A 13,943-nucleotide genomic window follows, 5' to 3' on the forward strand; every position below is an offset into this window, starting at 1 on the left:
ACGTGGGCATTTCCTATCGATGGTGGAAAGTGCTCAACAGCCCTCCGCAGTCCGTGGGTTGACGTGATCCGGAGGGCCTGCGCGAGGGCTTGGGGACGCCTGTTTCGACGCCGTACGGGCTGCTTCCGGGCTGCTTCCGGGCGGCCGCGGCAGCCCGGAACGGGACCCCCGGGGGCTACTGGCGGTACCCCGCCAGAAAGCGCCCGATCCGGCTGATGGCGACCTCCAGGTCGTCCGCCCGGGGCAGGGTGAGGATGCGGAAGTGGTCGGGGCGCGGCCAGTTGAAACCGGTGCCCTGCACGATATGGATCTTCTCGCGGAGCAGCAGGTCCAGGACGAACCGTTCGTCGTCCTCGATCCGGTGCACCGCCGGGTCCAGCCGCGCGAAGGCGTACAGCGCGCCCCGGGGCTTGACGCAGCTCACCCCGGGGATGTCGTTGAGCGCCCGGTACGCCACATCGCGCTGCTCGGCCAGCCGCCCGGTCGGCAGCACCAGGTCCTCGATCGACTGCCGGCCGCCGAGCGCCGCCTGCACCGCGTACTGCGCCGGGACGTTGGGGCAGAGCCGCATCCCGGCGAGCATGGTGAGGCCCTCCAGGTAGTCCCTGGCGTGCTGCTTGGGCCCGGTGACCACCAGCCAGCCGGAGCGGAACCCGGCCACCCGGTAGGACTTGGAGAGGCCGTTGAAGGTCAGCACCACCAGATCGGGGGCGAGCGCGGCCAGGCAGTGGTGCTCCACGCCGTCGTACAGGATCTTGTCGTAGATCTCGTCGGCCAGGACCATCAGGTGATGGCGGCGGGCGAGGTCCAGGATGCCCTCCAGGATCTCGCGCGGATAGACCGCCCCGGTGGGGTTGTTGGGGTTGATGACCACGATCGCCCGGGTGCGGTCGGTGATCTTGGCGGCGATGTCGTCCAGGTCCGGGAACCAGTCCGACTGCTCGTCGCAGAGGTAGTGCACCGCCCGGCCGCCGGCCAGTCGGGTCACCGCCGTCCAGAGCGGGAAGTCCGGTGCCGGTACCAGGACTTCGTCCCCGTCGTCGACCAGCGCCGTGACGGCCATCGAGACCAGCTCGGAGACGCCGTTGCCGAGGAAGACGTCGTCCACCCCGACGCCCTCCACGCCCCGCTGCTGGTAGTACTGCGCCACCGCGCGGCGGGCGGGCAGGATGCCGCGCGCGTCGCTGTAGCCGTGCGCCCGGGGCAGGTTGCGGATGATGTCCTGAAGGATCTCCTCCGGGGCCTCGAACCCGAACTGCGCCGGATTGCCGGTGTTCAGGCGCAGGACGCTGTGCCCGGCCTCCTCCAGGGCGTTGGCCTGCTCGATCACCGGGCCCCGGATCTCGTAGCACACACCCGCGAGCTTGCTGGACTGCCGGAACTCCATGTGCGGCCTCCCGATCGTGGGACCTGAGGCGGCCCGACGGCCGCTCCTTGGTTCTACCAAGTGTGGACTTGGAAAGTCCAACCATATGGCTATGCTGGCCCCATGCCGCGCCGAAGCTACGCCCACTACTGCGCCGTCGCCCGAGCCCTGGACACCGTGGGGGAACGCTGGACCCTGCTGATCGTCCGGGAACTCCTCGCCGGACCGCGCCGCTACACCGACCTCCACGCCGACCTGCCCGGCGTCTCCACGGACGTCCTGGCCTCCCGGCTGAAGGAGCTGGAGGCCGACGGACTGGTCGAGCGGCGCCGCGTCGGCCGCGCGGCAGGCACCCACCTGTACGCCCTCACCCCGCGCGGACGCGCCCTCCAGCCCGTGCTCGCCGCCCTGGCCACCTGGGGCGCCGCCGGCCTGGGCGAACCCGGCCCCACCGACGCGGTCCGCAGCCACTGGTCGGCGCTGCCGCTGCTGCGGGCCCTGGACCGGGCCGCCCCCGGCGCGGCCGGCACCGCCGAGGTACGGCTCCCCGGCGGCCCCTTCCACCTGCTGCTCGACCCGGCCGACCCGCACTACGCCGACGGCCCGGCCGACCACCCCGACGCCGTACTCACCCTGGACGACGCCACCGCCGCCGCCCTCGCCGACGGCCGCACCACCCTCGGCGCCGCCCTCCACCAGGCCCGCCTCACCATCTCCGGCGACACCCCCCTGGCCAAAGCCCTACGCACCGCCGACTGACCCCCACCCCGGCCCGGCCCGCCGCGTTGGTGGCCGATTGACCTCCGTCTCTGCCAGCCTTCCGGCCTCCGCCTTGCGCGGGCCTCACCGTTGACGGCCGGTTGCCCGCCGCCTCCGGCCGTCCGCCCCGCCGCCTGGCCTTGGGCGGCCGATGGGCGCACGCCTCCGCCCGACCCCGCCGCGTTGGTGGCCGATTGACCCCTGCCTCTGCCAGCTTTCCCGCCTCCGCCCGGCTGGGGCCTCACCGTTGTCGGCCGATTGCTCGATGCCTCCGGCCGTCCGTCCCGCCGCTTTGCCTTGGGCGGCCGATGGGCGCACGCCTCCGCCCGACCCGCCGTGTTGGTGGCCGGTTGACCCCCGCCTCTGCCAGCTTTCCCGCCTCCGCCCAGCCGGGGCTCACCGTTGTCGGCCGATCGCCCGCCGCCTCCGGCCGTCCGTCCCGCCGCCTGGCCTTGGGCGGCCGATGGGCGCACGTCCCCGCCCGCCTCCCCGCCTCAGCCCGGCCCACCTCCCCACCGTCGCAGGGCCCACCACCTATCCGTCGGCAGCCGATCGACCAGTCGTCAGAAGCCGTCCGGCGTGATCCTTTGCCGCCCCCAGCCGCTGCATGCGGCCCACCCCGTTCAGGTGGGCCCGGTGAGGCCGTCGGTGTGCTGGAAGGTGCGGCCGGTGCGGGTGGGGGTGGAGGCGGGGCCCAGCGGGTGCTCCCGGCCGCGCCGCCAGTAGACCTGCTCGCCGAAGAGCCAGAAGTGCAGGTCCATCAACTGCGGAGGCCAGAGCACCAGTCCGGCGCCGCCGATGCGCCCGGCGTCGTTGCGGCGGGCGAGCCGGGCCAGTGGGTCCAGCAGGTCGAGTCCGGCGGGGCGCCCGGCCACGGCGGCGGTGGTGGCCGCCGCGACCAGGTCGGCCAGTTGCAGGTGCGGGACCAGGTGGGAGGGGGCGGTGAGGATGGGCAGGGCCACCCGCTCGGGTACGACGTGGGGGGTGCCCGAGCGGGTCAGCTCCTTGGCGGCCCGTAGCCATGAGCCACCCGCGTGGCCCGGTTCGTCGGCGATGACGACGCCGAGGGCATCCTGCTCGGCCAGGAACCGTTCGATGCGCTCGTAGAGGTAGGCGAGGATCGCCGGTTCGACCCGGTCCCGCATCGGCCAGTCCAGGTGGCCTCGGTCCCAGACCACCACCGAGGAGCGGATGCCGTGGTCGGCGGCCCGCTCCAGCATGCCCCGGCGCAGCGCGGTGCGCAGGCGCGGTCCGGCGGTGCGCCAGAAGGCGGGTGCGGCCCGGCCGGGGTTCCACTTGAGCTCCACGCCGTCCGGGACCCCGAGTTGCGACCGCAGCTCCGCGAGGTCGGCTCCGTACGGGCCAAGTGCCCGCTCCGGTACGAACACCGCCCCCAGGGCGACCAGTTGGCCCAGCCCGGCGCGCGGCACCTGGTCGGTCTTGCTGTCGTCCACGAAGACCATCCACATGGCGCCTCCCCGGGTGCGGCGGTCCCCTGAAGGGTTATCGCCCGGGACGGCGCCCGCTATGCCGATCGCGCGCCCCGCGAGGAGATGGACTGGGTCCGGCCCCCTGCCCGACCCGGGCGTCCGACCGGCCCTATGCGGCTTCCCACTGCGGTACGAACACGTCGCGGTACTCATGCAGGAACGCCGCGAGCGAGCGGGGCTCGGAGCCGGTGAGCGCCCTGACCGTGTCGGTGAGCCGTTCGTTCTCCCCGGCCTCCACCGCGCGCTCACGGGCGACCAGCGTCTCGGCGTTGATCTCCGGCAGCCCACGCGCCAGGGCGGCGGCGCGCAGGGCGGCCCCGTCGACGGCGCGGAAGCCGATGGGTGTGCCCAGCTCTCGGGTGAGCAGCGCGGCGACGTCCGGCCAGCTGTACAGGGCCGGGCCGGTCAGCTCGTGGTGGCGGCCCCACCAGGCCGGGTCGAGCAGCACCGAGACCCCGGAGGCGGCGACGTCCCGGGGGTCGATCAGCGGGTTGCGGCCGTGTGCTGCGGCCCCGGTCCAGCCGCCGGTCCTGCGGATCTCCTCGGCGGCGTCGAGCACGCTGGTGGCGAACAGTGCGGGCCGCAGCGAGGTGTAGGGCAATCCCGTATGTGCCACCAGGTCGTCAAGTTCGGCGTGGGCGCGCTGGTTGAGGCCGAGCGAGTGGTGCCCGGTGCTGAACACCGACAGCCGCACCAAGTGCGGGAGCCCGGCCTGCCCGGCGGCCTCGATCACGCCCTCCTGGAGGGGCCGCTGGTCACCGGTCGGCCCCAGCGCGACAAAGCCGACGTCCACCCCGGAGAACGCCGCCCGCACCGCCGCGAGGTCGTCCAGCCGTCCGGGTACGATGCCGAGTCGGCCGGGCATGTCCCCGGCGGCGATCACGGCCCGCGCCTTGCCGGGGTCGCGGACGAAGACCCTGACGTCGGCGCCGCGCTCCAGGAGTCCGCGTACCAGGGGCGTGCCGACCTTCCCGGTCGCGCCGATCGCGGTGATCTTCATGAGGGCTGCCTTTCGACGCGGTGCTGGTGCACCCGCAGCTGCATGGTGGCCAGGTCCAGGAGCGGGGTCTCGACGCCGAGGGCGCGCGCCCGTGCCACCAGGTCGCCGAAGACATGCTCGACCTCAGTGGGGTGGCCGACGGCGACGTCGCGATAGGTGGAGGAGGTGAGCGCCGAGCCTGACTGCGTCATCGTGGCCTCGGTCGCGGCCTGCTCCGGCGCGGGGACGGGGTGGCCCGAGGCGGCCGAGACCGCCGCCGCCTCGGCGAGGATCGCGGGCCCGAGCCGTACGCCGCCGGGTACGGCGGCGATATCGCCGACGGTGCCGCGCATCAGGCAGGTGAGTGCGCCGAGGGTGGTGATGAAGACCCACTTGTGCCACATCGCGGTGGCGATGTCCGGCGACGCGGCGACCTCGAAGCCGGCCCCGCCCAGTTCCCGCACCAGCTCCTGGACCCGGGGCGACGGGCGGCCGTCCTGTTCGCCGAGGGTGAGCTCGGCCTGCGGGGAGAGCCGGACGATGTCGCCGTTCTCGTCGAGTGTGGTCTCCACCTTGACCACGGCGCCCAGCACCGCGCCCGCGCCGAAGCGGGCGTTGAGCGTGTCCAGATGGGAGATGCCGTTGAGGAACGGCACCAGCGCCGTCCGGGGGCCGACCGCCGGGGCGACATCCCGCAGCGCCGAGGGCAGGGCGGTGGCCTTCACCGAGACGATCACCAGGTCGTACGGGATGGTGAGCTGCTCGGCGAGGGCGAGCCGGGGAGTGATCACCTCCTCCGGCCCGGACCCCGGCCCGATCAGCCGCAGCCCGCGCTCCCGCAGGGCGGCGGCGCGTCGCGGCCGGACCAGAAAGGTGACGTCCCGCCCGGCCTTGGCGAGCCGGGCGCCGAAGTATCCGCCGGTCGCTCCTGCGCCGACGACCAGGATCCTCATGCCGGGGGAAGGTCGGGCGTCGGCGGGACCGTGGCGCTGTGCGGGGCGGGCCCCACGTCGGCCGGGCCGGCGCTGATCTCGTCCAGCGCGCTGGTGTAGTCGCGCAGCCAGTCGCGGTGCCCGGAGACCCCCCAGGAGTCGGCGGGTACATCGCGGATGAGCACCCGGACGCGGCGGGCCCGTGAGGAGTCGACCGGGGAGCCCTCGGCGGTGAGGACCAGGGTGGTGAAGTCGCGGACGATCCCGGCCCGGGCGTGGTCGTCGAGCCGGTTGGCGGGAATCTTGACGTCGATGCGGTAGTAGGGGTCGTGCTCCACGCTCCCGCCGACGAGGGTGCGTCCGGCGGGGAACTCCTGGGCCCAGATCATGCTGCTCGCCCGCGCCCGCTCGGTGTCGGGGACCTTCTCCCACCACATCAGCGTCTTGGTCAGCCGGGGCAGCAGCCAGTCCAGCCGGTCGTCGCTGAGTGGCCCTGCGCGGTAGCTGAAATCGATCAACGGCATGGTGCCCTCCCGACCGTAGGTCGCAGACTCCTTGCAGTCCTCCAGAAAGCTCTCGAACGTCCTCAGCGGCCAGATCGCCTCGATCTCCAGGTACTCCCGGAGCGGCAGGCGCCCGAGCAGGGTCCGGTCCAGTTCCTCGGCGGAGTCCCACTCCACCAGGGCGATCACCCGCCGCTGCCCGGCGACCTCGTACATCCCGATGGGGCGCACCTCGGCGGCGACCGTCCGTGCCTCCTCCAGTTGGAGGTCCCAGACCTGGTCCAGGGTCAGCCGGCCTTCGATCTTCCAGAGCATTTGCAGGTAGAACAGCATGCCGCGCTCCGATCGCCCGGCCCCTGCCTTCAGGGAACACCAGTTCGGCCGCGCTGCTCAATCCGCCGAACGGGTCATTCCGCCGGGCCCGGAACCCTTCAGCAGGGCGTCGCCCCCAGGTCGCGCGGACGCCCCGCCGAGGCGTGCCAGAGCCGTACGCAGGAAACCACGGCCGCCGCCGCCAGCAGCGCATTGCGCACCACGATCACCGCCGCCGCCGCGCCGTCCCCGTCGATCATCCGCCAGAAGTACAGCGGGTAGTCCGCCGTGGTCATCGCGGTGGCGAGCAGCAGCAGTACCGCCACCGGCCGCTGGCTGGTCTCCCGTACGGTCAGGCAGACCGCCGTCAGGCCGACCAGCCACACCAGGTACTGCGGACTCACCACCCGGCTGGTGACCGTGAAGAGCAGCACCGCCGCCAGCGCCGCGTCATACGGTGTCGCCGCCGTCCAGCGTCGCGCCCGCACCCGCCACAGCAGCAGCCACCCGAAGGCCGCGCAGCTCAGCAGCAGCGACAGCCCGGCCACCCAGGAGACATGGGGGCCCTCGAACTCCAGCGAGCCGAAACGGCCCTGCACCCGCCCCGGCCAGCCCAGCAGCCGGGCCACCTGGAGCCCGCTGCCGCCCAGCGACTCGATCTCCACCCCCCGGTGGTGCTGCGCCGTCAGAAACCCGAAGGCGCCCCGGAACACCGTCGCCAGCACCACCGCCAGCACGGCGGCCGAAGCCGCCAGCGACAGCCACGCCTGGCGGGTGGACCGGCCGCGCGGGGTGCCCAGCACGGTCAGCAGCGGCCACACCTTGACCATCGCGCCCAGCCCGGCCAGCGCGCCGCCCAGTCCCGGCCGCCGCCGCTGGGCCAGCAGCGCGGCCACCGCGACCGTGGTGACCAGCACGTCATAGCGGATGTACGGCAGATCGAGCAGCAGCGGCAGACCCAGCGCCCAGAGCCACGCCCCGGCCGTGCTGCGGCCGGGTCGGCGGCCCGCCCGCCGCAGCGCGACGACCACCGCGGCGTCGGCAGCCAGGCTGAGCACCACAAACCCCGCGAGGTAGCCGAGCGGACGCAGCAGCCCCGGCCCCAGCATCACCAGAGCCGCCCCGGGCGGGTACTGCCACGCGACGTCACCGATCGGGAAGCTGCCCGTCAGAAACCCCTCATACCAATGCTGGTAGCGCTGCTCCACCTCCACCGCAGGCTCCAACCGCCCGGTGGCCACCAGCGCCAGCATCACCAACCGACTCGACACCCAATACCCGGCGAGCGCCGACGACTCCGACCGGACGGCATCCACCGGGTGTCCGTCCTCCTGTTGCCCGGCCGTCGCCTGTACCTCTGTCACCAACGCCTCCGTGGGGTCCGTCAAACAATGACGATTGCAGAGAAAAAGTACTCGGCCATACCCGCTCCGGGTGACCTTCAGCCGGGCAGGTCGATCAGGGTGCAGCCGCGTAGGCGCATGACCTGCTGGGCGGCCAGGACGCGGCGCACGGCGGGGTCGGTGTAGGCGATGGTCGTGTCGGTGCGGCGGTGGGGCGGGCCCGGTCGGGGCGGGGCAGGTAGAGGGCGCCGTACACCCCGGCGATCTCGGGGTTCCTGACCCGGACGGCGATGTGCCGGCCGCGCAGGTGCGGGCAGAGCCGGACGGAGAGCCTGGCGCAGGGCAGGCAGAGCGGCGGCGTGGTGGCGGCCATCTCCTCGGGCCAGCCGGGCCAGTCGCCCCGGTCGTCGCCCAGCAGCCAGAGCGTGCCCCGCTCATCGGTGTCGGCCGGGCCGTCGCAGACCTGGCAGCGCAGGTTCCGCATGGCGTGCCGCTGGCGGCGGGGGTGGACCAGCCCGTACTGGGGCCGCCCCCGGGTGGGCCGGGAATCCGCCCGGGCCCACAGCACGCCGTACTCGTCACGGTCATCGGGCCGCTCGTCCCGGTACGCGATCCGCCCGGGGCTGCGCCGGTCCTCCACCACGGCGCCGGTGCACCGCTTCTCACCGCTCCAGGAGGCGATGTACGGGACGGCGATGAGTACGCCGGACACGTCGTGCCGGGACTGGTGCAGACCCAGGCATACGCTCTCGCACTCTTCAAAGAGCACGACCGGCAGGCGACGGCGGATGCGATCTCGGGCCTGTGGGCGGCTCGCCGGAGTCGACAGGATCTGCTGAAGGCCCCTGCTCCGCCCCACTTGTCCATGATCCTGGACGAGGCGGTGATCCGGCGGCCGATCGGGGGGCCGATGGTCATGCGGGAGCAGCTTGCCCTCTTGGTCGGCCTAGCTGATACGCCGTCCACTGTGATGCAGGTGCTCCCCTTTCGGCACGGCGAGCACCCATTGCTCGGGGGCTCGCTGACAATCTTCACCTTCAGCGGGGGCACCGCTGCGGCCTATGAGGAGAGCATCGGTACCGGGACGCTTCTGGAGAGTTCGGAGGCTGTCGACAAGCGCCGACGGGACTACGATCGGCTCAGGGCCCATGCCCTGCCCCCTCGCATGTCACGAGGTCTCATCAAAGAGGCAATGGAGGCGCTTTCAGTATGAGCACCACCCCGGCACCTGCCCTGGTTTGCGCCCAGTGGCGGAAGTCCTCCTACAGCAACGGAAATGGCGGCGGCTGCATCGAGATCGCCGAGCAGTACCCCGGCACGGTGCCAGTCCGGGACAGCAAGGACCCCGATGGCCCTGCACTGGTCTTCTCGGCTCCCGCCTTCGGCGCCTTCGTAGAGGCCGTGAAGTCCGGCGAATTTCCCACCCTGATGTGATCGCTCTTGCCGCATGCAGCAGGAGAGAAGCCAGGCCCCCTCCGGCAGGTGGGGGCCTGTTGCGTCAAAAGCCGTCAACGGGAAGACAGCCGCGCCGCGTCGTCTCGGATGGTGGCCGCTTCGCACCATGGCCCGGCGCCGCGCCCCGCACTACGCTGGCGCCCGCAAGGAGCCGCAGACCCAGTCGAACGGGGTGATGGCCGTGCCCAGCCCGTGGATCGCCTGGCCGCAGGGCGCCGACCCGGCCGCCGCCCGCCGCGCCGCAGCCGGTGCCCATGAGGCGTTCCTCTGCACCGGCCGCGCCACCGGCATCCGCCCCGTGGTGCTGGACTCCTGGCGGCGCTGCGCCCGCAGCGGCGTCGACCCCGAACGCCCCACCCCCGCCATCGCGCTCACCGATGAGCAACTGCACCGGCAGCGCCGCGACCACCCGCTGGCCGCCGTCCTCCCGCTGGTCCGCAGCCTGCTGGTGGAACCTGCCGCCGACGCCGGTCAGATCGTCGCGCTCGGCGACGCCGCCGGACGGCTGCTCTGGGTGGAGGGCCACCCCGGACTGCGCCGCCGCGCCGAGCGGATGGGGTTTCTGCCCGGCGCCTGCTGGCTGGAGGAGGAGGCCGGTACCAATGCCCCCGGCACCGCCCTCGCCCTCGACCACCCCGTCCAGATCTTCGCCGGTGAGCACTTCTCCCGCGCCGCCCACCCCTGGAGCTGCGCCGCCGCCCCGCTCCACGACCCCGCCACCGGCCGGGTCCTCGGCGTGCTGGACGTCACCGGCGGCGACCATGTCGCCGCCCCGCAGGCCCTGGCCCTGGTACGCGCCGCCGCAGCCGCCGCCGAAGCGGAGCTCCGCCTCCAGTACGGCCCGCCCGCTGCCCGCCCGCCACGGCCCCGCCCTCGCCGCGCCGCCCCCGCTGCCACCCGTTCCGCCCGGCTCCAGGTGCTCGGCCGCGACCGCGCCCTGCTCACCCTGGACGGCCGCACCCGCGACCTGGCCCCCCGGCACTCCGAGATCCTGCTGCTGCTCGCCCGCCACCCCGACGGCCTCACCGCCGACGCCCTCGCCGCCCTGCTGCACGAGGAGGAGGCGGCCCGGGTCACCGTGCGCGCGGAGATGTCCCGGCTGCGCCGACTGGTCGGCGACACCCTGCTGGCCTCCCGCCCGTACCGGCTCACCGCACCCCTGGCCACCGACGCTGACGACGTCCGCCGCCTGCTCGCCCGGGGCGCCCACCGCCAGGCCCTGCGGCACTGCCCCGGGCCGATCCTGCCGCGCTCCGATGCGCCCGGCGTGGTCGAGGAGCGCGAGGCGCTCGCCCGCGAGGTACGCGCCGTACTGCTGCGCCACGCCGGACCGGACCTGCTCGCCGCCTGGGCGCTGCGCCCGGAAGGTCGTACCGACCCCCGGCTGCTTCAGGCCGCGCTGCGAGCCCTGCCGCCCGGCTCGCCCCGCCGCACCCTGCTGGCCGCCCACCTCGCCGCCCTGGGCGGTGTCTGACCCGAGGGCGGCTGCGTCATGCGGTGACCTTGGCGAGGAATGCGGCGAGGTTCGCGACGGTCCGCTGGATCGTCTCCTCCAGGGTGAGCGACTCATGGAGCCGAGCGCCGGGGCCCGCGTCCTTCTTGCCCCGCACATACAGCGAGCAGGCGAGGTCGCTGCAGAGGTAGGCGCCCACGGAGTTGCCCTGCTGCCCGGCTCTGCCGGCCTTCGGGGCGACCATGAGTGAGACGCCTCCGGTGTGGGCGGTCATGCAGATCGAGCACATGTTGCGCCGCAGCTGCCAGGAAGCGGCATTGGTGCAGCGCAGCACGAGCGCCACCGGGCGACCGTCCAGCCTGGTGGCGAGGTAGGCCCGGCCGGGGGCCTGGGGGTCCCGCCAGCCGAGGAGGTCCAGGTCGTCCCAGGGACGCTCGGCCAGGTCGCGGGGAACGGAGAGGCGCTTCGCCTCGCCCTTGGTGCAGTTCACAAACGCGGTACGGAGCTCTTGCTCGGTCAGTGGTTCCATGAGGGCAGGCTAATTTGCCTAAAGGTGCTAGGCAAATGCTTAATGGTTGTCGATGAGTGGGAGGAAGGTTATGGTTCGAGTAGGGCTGACCCCGGAGCGTCTGACCCGGGCCGGGGCGGAACTGGCCGACGAGGTCGGCTTCGACCAGGTGACCGTCTCGGCGCTCGCCCGGCGGTTCGACGTCAAGGTCGCGAGTCTGTACTCGCACCTGAAGAGCTCCCAGGACCTCAAGACCAGGATCGCCCTGTTCGCGCTGGAGGAACTCGCCGACCGGGTCGCCGCCGCCCTGGCCGGGCGGGCCGGCAAGGACGCCCTGGCCGCCTTCGCGGACGCCTACCGCGACTACGCCCGGGAGCATCCGGGTCGCTATGCCGCCGCCCGGCTCAGGCTCGACCCCGAGACGGCGGCTGCCAGCGCCGGGGTGCGGCACGCCCAGATGACGCGGGCGATCCTGCGCGGCTACGACCTGACGGAGCCGGACCAGACGCACGCGGTCCGGATGCTGGGCAGCGTCTTCCACGGCTACGTCAGCCTGGAGCTGGCCGGAGGCTTCGAGCACAGTGCCCCCGACGCGCAGGAATCCTGGGTCTGGATCGTGGACTCGCTCGACGCGCTGCTGCGGAACATCCCTCGCGGCCCCTCACGGGTGACGCCGCCGCCGGACGCAACCCCATGGCAACCTCCCCAGAGCTAGCGTGGAAGGCGCAGCGCCGTCCCCGGGCGGGCCGGGGCGACGGCGACCAGCGCGAGGAGGCGCCACCCATGACCGTCTACCAGCCGCCGGGACGCCCGGGCAGCCCGGCCACCTATCAGTCGCGGTACGGCAACTGGATCGGCGGGGAGTGGGTTCCGCCCGTGCGGGGCCGCTACTTCGACAACCCCAGCCCCGTCACCGGCCAGACCATCTGCGAGGTCGCCCGCAGCGGCGCCGAGGACATCGAGAAGGCGCTGGACGCGGCGCACGCCGCCGCCCCCGCCTGGGGCCGCACCTCGCCCGCCGCCCGGGCCGTGGTCCTCAACCGGATCGCGGACCGCATCGAGCAGAACCTGGAGATGCTGGCCGTCGCCGAGAGCTGGGAGAACGGCAAGCCCGTCCGGGAGACCCTGGCCGCCGACCTGCCGCTCGCCGTCGACCACTTCCGCTACTTCGCCGGCGCGATCCGCGCCCAGGAGGGCGGCCTCTCGCAGATCGACGAGGACACCGTCGCTTACCACTTCCATGAGCCGCTGGGCGTGGTCGGCCAGATCATCCCGTGGAACTTCCCGCTGCTGATGGCGATCTGGAAGCTGGCCCCCGCCCTCGCCGCCGGCAACGCGGTGGTCCTCAAGCCCGCCGAGCAGACCCCGGCCTCCATCCTGCTGCTGATGGAGCTGATCGCCGACCTGCTGCCGCCCGGCGTGGTCAATGTGGTCAACGGCTTCGGCACCGAGGCGGGCAAGCCGCTTGCCTCCAGCAGCCGCATCCGCAAGATCGCCTTCACCGGCGAGACCACCACCGGCCGCCTGATCATGCAGTACGCCAGCGCCAACCTCATCCCGGTCACCCTGGAACTGGGCGGCAAGAGCCCCAACATCTTCTTCGGCGACGTCGCCGACGACGGCGACGCCTTCTACGACAAGGCCCTGGAGGGCTTCACCCTCTTCGCCCTCAACCAGGGCGAGGTCTGCACCTGCCCCAGCCGGGCGCTGATCCAGTCCGCCATCTACGACCGCTTCCTCGGCGACGCGCTGGAGCGGGTCAAGGAGATCCGGCAGGGCAACCCGCTGGACACCGACACCATGGTCGGCGCCCAGGCATCCAACGACCAGCTGGAGAAGATCCTCTCCTACCTCGACATCGGCCGCGCCGAGGGCGCCAAGGTGCTGGTCGGCGGCGAGCGGGTCGACCTCGGCGGCGAACTCTCCGGCGGCTACTACGTCGCCCCCACCGTCTTCGAGGGCGACAACAGCATGCGGATCTTCCAGGAGGAGATCTTCGGCCCGGTCGTCTCCGTCACCCGCTTCGACGACTTCGACGACGCCATCGGCATCGCCAACGACACCCTGTACGGCCTCGGCGCCGGGGTCTGGACCCGCGACGGCGCCACCGCCTACCGGGCCGGCCGCGCCATCCAGGCCGGCCGGGTCTGGACCAACTGCTACCACGCCTACCCCGCGCACGCCGCCTTCGGCGGCTACAAGAACTCCGGCATCGGCCGCGAGAACCACCGCATGATGCTGGACCACTACCAGCAGACCAAGAACCTGCTGGTCAGCTACTCCGACCAGGCCCTCGGCCTGTTCTGACCGCCACGGCGCGGGGCCGCCCCTCCCGGCGGCCCCGCACCGCCGCCCCGTCCCTCGCCCGCGCCCCTCGCCCTCGCCCCCCGCCGGAGCCCCCATGGACCCAGCCTCCCGGGTCGGCCTCACCCCCGCCGCCGCCGACCTGCTGCGCACCCTGCACGCCGAGCACGGCCCGCTGATGTTCCATCAGTCCGGCGGCTGCTGCGACGGCTCCGCCCCGATGTGCTACCCCGCCGGGGAGTTCCTGACCGGCGACAGCGATGTGCACCTCGGCGACCTCCAGGTCCCCGGCATCGACCCGGTCCCCTTCTGGATGGCCAGGGACCAGTACGCCTACTGGCGACACACCCACCTCACCGTCGATGTCGTCCCCGGCCGAGGCGCCGGCTTCTCCCTGGAGGCCCCCACCGGCCTTCGCTTCCTGACCCGATCCCGGCTGCTCACCGACGGCGAACTGGCGTCGCTGGGCCTGCTCTGACCCCTCGGCCTGCCACAATGCACCACAGGCAAGCGAACAAGGGTGGTTCCGGACCGTGACG

At 73.0% G+C, this 13,943-nt stretch carries 15 protein-coding genes; 7 read left to right on the forward strand and 8 right to left on the reverse strand.

Annotated elements, in window-relative coordinates:
• Positions 1-175: 175 nt before the first annotated feature.
• The gene (locus C7M71_RS27325; RefSeq protein ID WP_111490948.1) at positions 176-1,387 is read right to left on the reverse strand and encodes a pyridoxal phosphate-dependent aminotransferase; all 1,212 of its coding nucleotides are present in this window, start codon (positions 1,385-1,387) and stop codon (positions 176-178) included.
• 102 nt (positions 1,388-1,489) lie between these two features.
• Here C7M71_RS27325 and C7M71_RS27330 point away from each other — a divergent pair, with 102 nt between their 5' ends.
• Positions 1,490-2,125 (forward strand): winged helix-turn-helix transcriptional regulator, encoded by a 636-nt coding sequence (locus C7M71_RS27330; RefSeq protein ID WP_111490947.1) that lies wholly within the window; start codon positions 1,490-1,492, stop codon positions 2,123-2,125.
• A 623-nt stretch (positions 2,126-2,748) separates the two neighbouring features.
• Here C7M71_RS27330 and C7M71_RS27335 read toward each other — a convergent pair.
• The 6 genes from C7M71_RS27335 to C7M71_RS27360 all read right to left on the reverse strand — a co-directional run bounded on the left by C7M71_RS27335 (position 2,749) and on the right by C7M71_RS27360 (position 8,453).
• Positions 2,749-3,594, reverse strand: coding sequence for a DUF3800 domain-containing protein (locus C7M71_RS27335; protein WP_111490946.1), 846 nt, complete (start codon positions 3,592-3,594; stop codon positions 2,749-2,751).
• Positions 3,595-3,724: 130 nt separating this feature from the next.
• Positions 3,725-4,615, reverse strand: coding sequence for an NAD(P)H-binding protein (locus C7M71_RS27340; protein ID WP_111490945.1), 891 nt, complete (start codon positions 4,613-4,615; stop codon positions 3,725-3,727).
• Entirely contained in the window at positions 4,612-5,547 is a 936-nt protein-coding gene (locus tag C7M71_RS27345) for a ketopantoate reductase family protein (protein ID WP_111490944.1), read from the reverse strand. Before C7M71_RS27345 ends, C7M71_RS27340 begins: the two co-directional genes overlap by 4 nt.
• Positions 5,544-6,362, reverse strand: coding sequence for a muconolactone Delta-isomerase family protein (locus C7M71_RS27350; protein WP_111490943.1), 819 nt, complete (start codon positions 6,360-6,362; stop codon positions 5,544-5,546). The genes C7M71_RS27345 and C7M71_RS27350 overlap by 4 nt, the downstream gene beginning before the upstream one ends.
• Before the next feature lie 98 nt (positions 6,363-6,460).
• Complete coding sequence (locus C7M71_RS27355; RefSeq protein ID WP_229758951.1) at positions 6,461-7,705, reverse strand: glycosyltransferase 87 family protein; 1,245 nt, start codon at positions 7,703-7,705, stop codon at positions 6,461-6,463.
• A gap of 94 nt (positions 7,706-7,799) precedes the next feature.
• Positions 7,800-8,453, reverse strand: a complete 654-nt coding sequence (locus tag C7M71_RS27360) for a hypothetical protein (RefSeq protein ID WP_229759270.1) — start codon at positions 8,451-8,453, stop codon at positions 7,800-7,802.
• Here C7M71_RS27360 and C7M71_RS27365 point away from each other — a divergent pair.
• From C7M71_RS27365 to C7M71_RS27375, 3 genes are all read left to right on the forward strand, one after another.
• On the forward strand, positions 8,412-8,897 hold the full coding sequence (locus tag C7M71_RS27365; protein ID WP_229759249.1) for a DUF5753 domain-containing protein: 486 nt from the start codon (positions 8,412-8,414) through the stop codon (positions 8,895-8,897). The genes C7M71_RS27360 and C7M71_RS27365 overlap by 42 nt on opposite strands.
• Positions 8,894-9,118, forward strand: a complete 225-nt coding sequence (locus C7M71_RS27370) for a DUF397 domain-containing protein (protein WP_111493313.1) — start codon at positions 8,894-8,896, stop codon at positions 9,116-9,118. The genes C7M71_RS27365 and C7M71_RS27370 overlap by 4 nt, the downstream gene beginning before the upstream one ends.
• Before the next feature lie 127 nt (positions 9,119-9,245).
• A complete protein-coding gene (locus tag C7M71_RS27375) occupies positions 9,246-10,613 on the forward strand; it encodes a GAF domain-containing protein (protein ID WP_229758952.1) in 1,368 nt (455 codons plus the stop codon).
• A 16-nt stretch (positions 10,614-10,629) separates the two neighbouring features.
• On the opposite strand, the gene C7M71_RS27380 is transcribed toward C7M71_RS27375, so the two are convergent.
• Positions 10,630-11,121, reverse strand: coding sequence for an FBP domain-containing protein (locus tag C7M71_RS27380; protein ID WP_111493311.1), 492 nt, complete (start codon positions 11,119-11,121; stop codon positions 10,630-10,632).
• A 70-nt stretch (positions 11,122-11,191) separates the two neighbouring features.
• Here C7M71_RS27380 and C7M71_RS27385 point away from each other — a divergent pair, with 70 nt between their 5' ends.
• The 3 genes from C7M71_RS27385 to C7M71_RS27395 all read left to right on the forward strand — a co-directional run bounded on the left by C7M71_RS27385 (position 11,192) and on the right by C7M71_RS27395 (position 13,882).
• Positions 11,192-11,815, forward strand: coding sequence for a TetR/AcrR family transcriptional regulator (locus tag C7M71_RS27385; protein WP_111493309.1), 624 nt, complete (start codon positions 11,192-11,194; stop codon positions 11,813-11,815).
• 68 nt (positions 11,816-11,883) lie between these two features.
• Entirely contained in the window at positions 11,884-13,407 is a 1,524-nt protein-coding gene (exaC, locus tag C7M71_RS27390; RefSeq protein WP_111493307.1) for an acetaldehyde dehydrogenase ExaC, read from the forward strand.
• Positions 13,408-13,501: 94 nt separating this feature from the next.
• Positions 13,502-13,882: a DUF779 domain-containing protein gene (locus tag C7M71_RS27395; RefSeq protein ID WP_111493305.1), complete on the forward strand. Its 381-nt coding sequence runs from the start codon at positions 13,502-13,504 to the stop codon at positions 13,880-13,882.
• Positions 13,883-13,943: the final 61 nt, after the last annotated feature.

Source organism: Peterkaempfera bronchialis (genome assembly GCF_003258605.2).
Lineage (GTDB): Bacteria > Actinomycetota > Actinomycetes > Streptomycetales > Streptomycetaceae > Peterkaempfera > Peterkaempfera bronchialis.

Excerpts from the sequence above, each read along its gene's own strand:
- C7M71_RS27325 (WP_111490948.1), bottom strand. The coding sequence starts at position 1,387 with ATGGAGTTCCGGCAGTCCAGCAAGCTCGCGGGTGTGTGCTACGAGATC.
- C7M71_RS27330 (WP_111490947.1), top strand. The coding sequence starts at position 1,490 with ATGCCGCGCCGAAGCTACGCCCACTACTGCGCCGTCGCCCGAGCCCTG.
- C7M71_RS27335 (WP_111490946.1), bottom strand. The coding sequence starts at position 3,594 with ATGTGGATGGTCTTCGTGGACGACAGCAAGACCGACCAGGTGCCGCGC.
- C7M71_RS27340 (WP_111490945.1), bottom strand. The coding sequence starts at position 4,615 with ATGAAGATCACCGCGATCGGCGCGACCGGGAAGGTCGGCACGCCCCTG.
- C7M71_RS27345 (WP_111490944.1), bottom strand. The coding sequence starts at position 5,547 with ATGAGGATCCTGGTCGTCGGCGCAGGAGCGACCGGCGGATACTTCGGC.
- C7M71_RS27350 (WP_111490943.1), bottom strand. The coding sequence starts at position 6,362 with ATGCTGTTCTACCTGCAAATGCTCTGGAAGATCGAAGGCCGGCTGACC.
- C7M71_RS27370 (WP_111493313.1), top strand. The coding sequence starts at position 8,894 with ATGAGCACCACCCCGGCACCTGCCCTGGTTTGCGCCCAGTGGCGGAAG.
- C7M71_RS27375 (WP_229758952.1), top strand. The coding sequence starts at position 9,246 with ATGGCCCGGCGCCGCGCCCCGCACTACGCTGGCGCCCGCAAGGAGCCG.
- C7M71_RS27380 (WP_111493311.1), bottom strand. The coding sequence starts at position 11,121 with ATGGAACCACTGACCGAGCAAGAGCTCCGTACCGCGTTTGTGAACTGC.
- C7M71_RS27385 (WP_111493309.1), top strand. The coding sequence starts at position 11,192 with ATGGTTCGAGTAGGGCTGACCCCGGAGCGTCTGACCCGGGCCGGGGCG.
- exaC (WP_111493307.1), top strand. The coding sequence starts at position 11,884 with ATGACCGTCTACCAGCCGCCGGGACGCCCGGGCAGCCCGGCCACCTAT.
- C7M71_RS27395 (WP_111493305.1), top strand. The coding sequence starts at position 13,502 with ATGGACCCAGCCTCCCGGGTCGGCCTCACCCCCGCCGCCGCCGACCTG.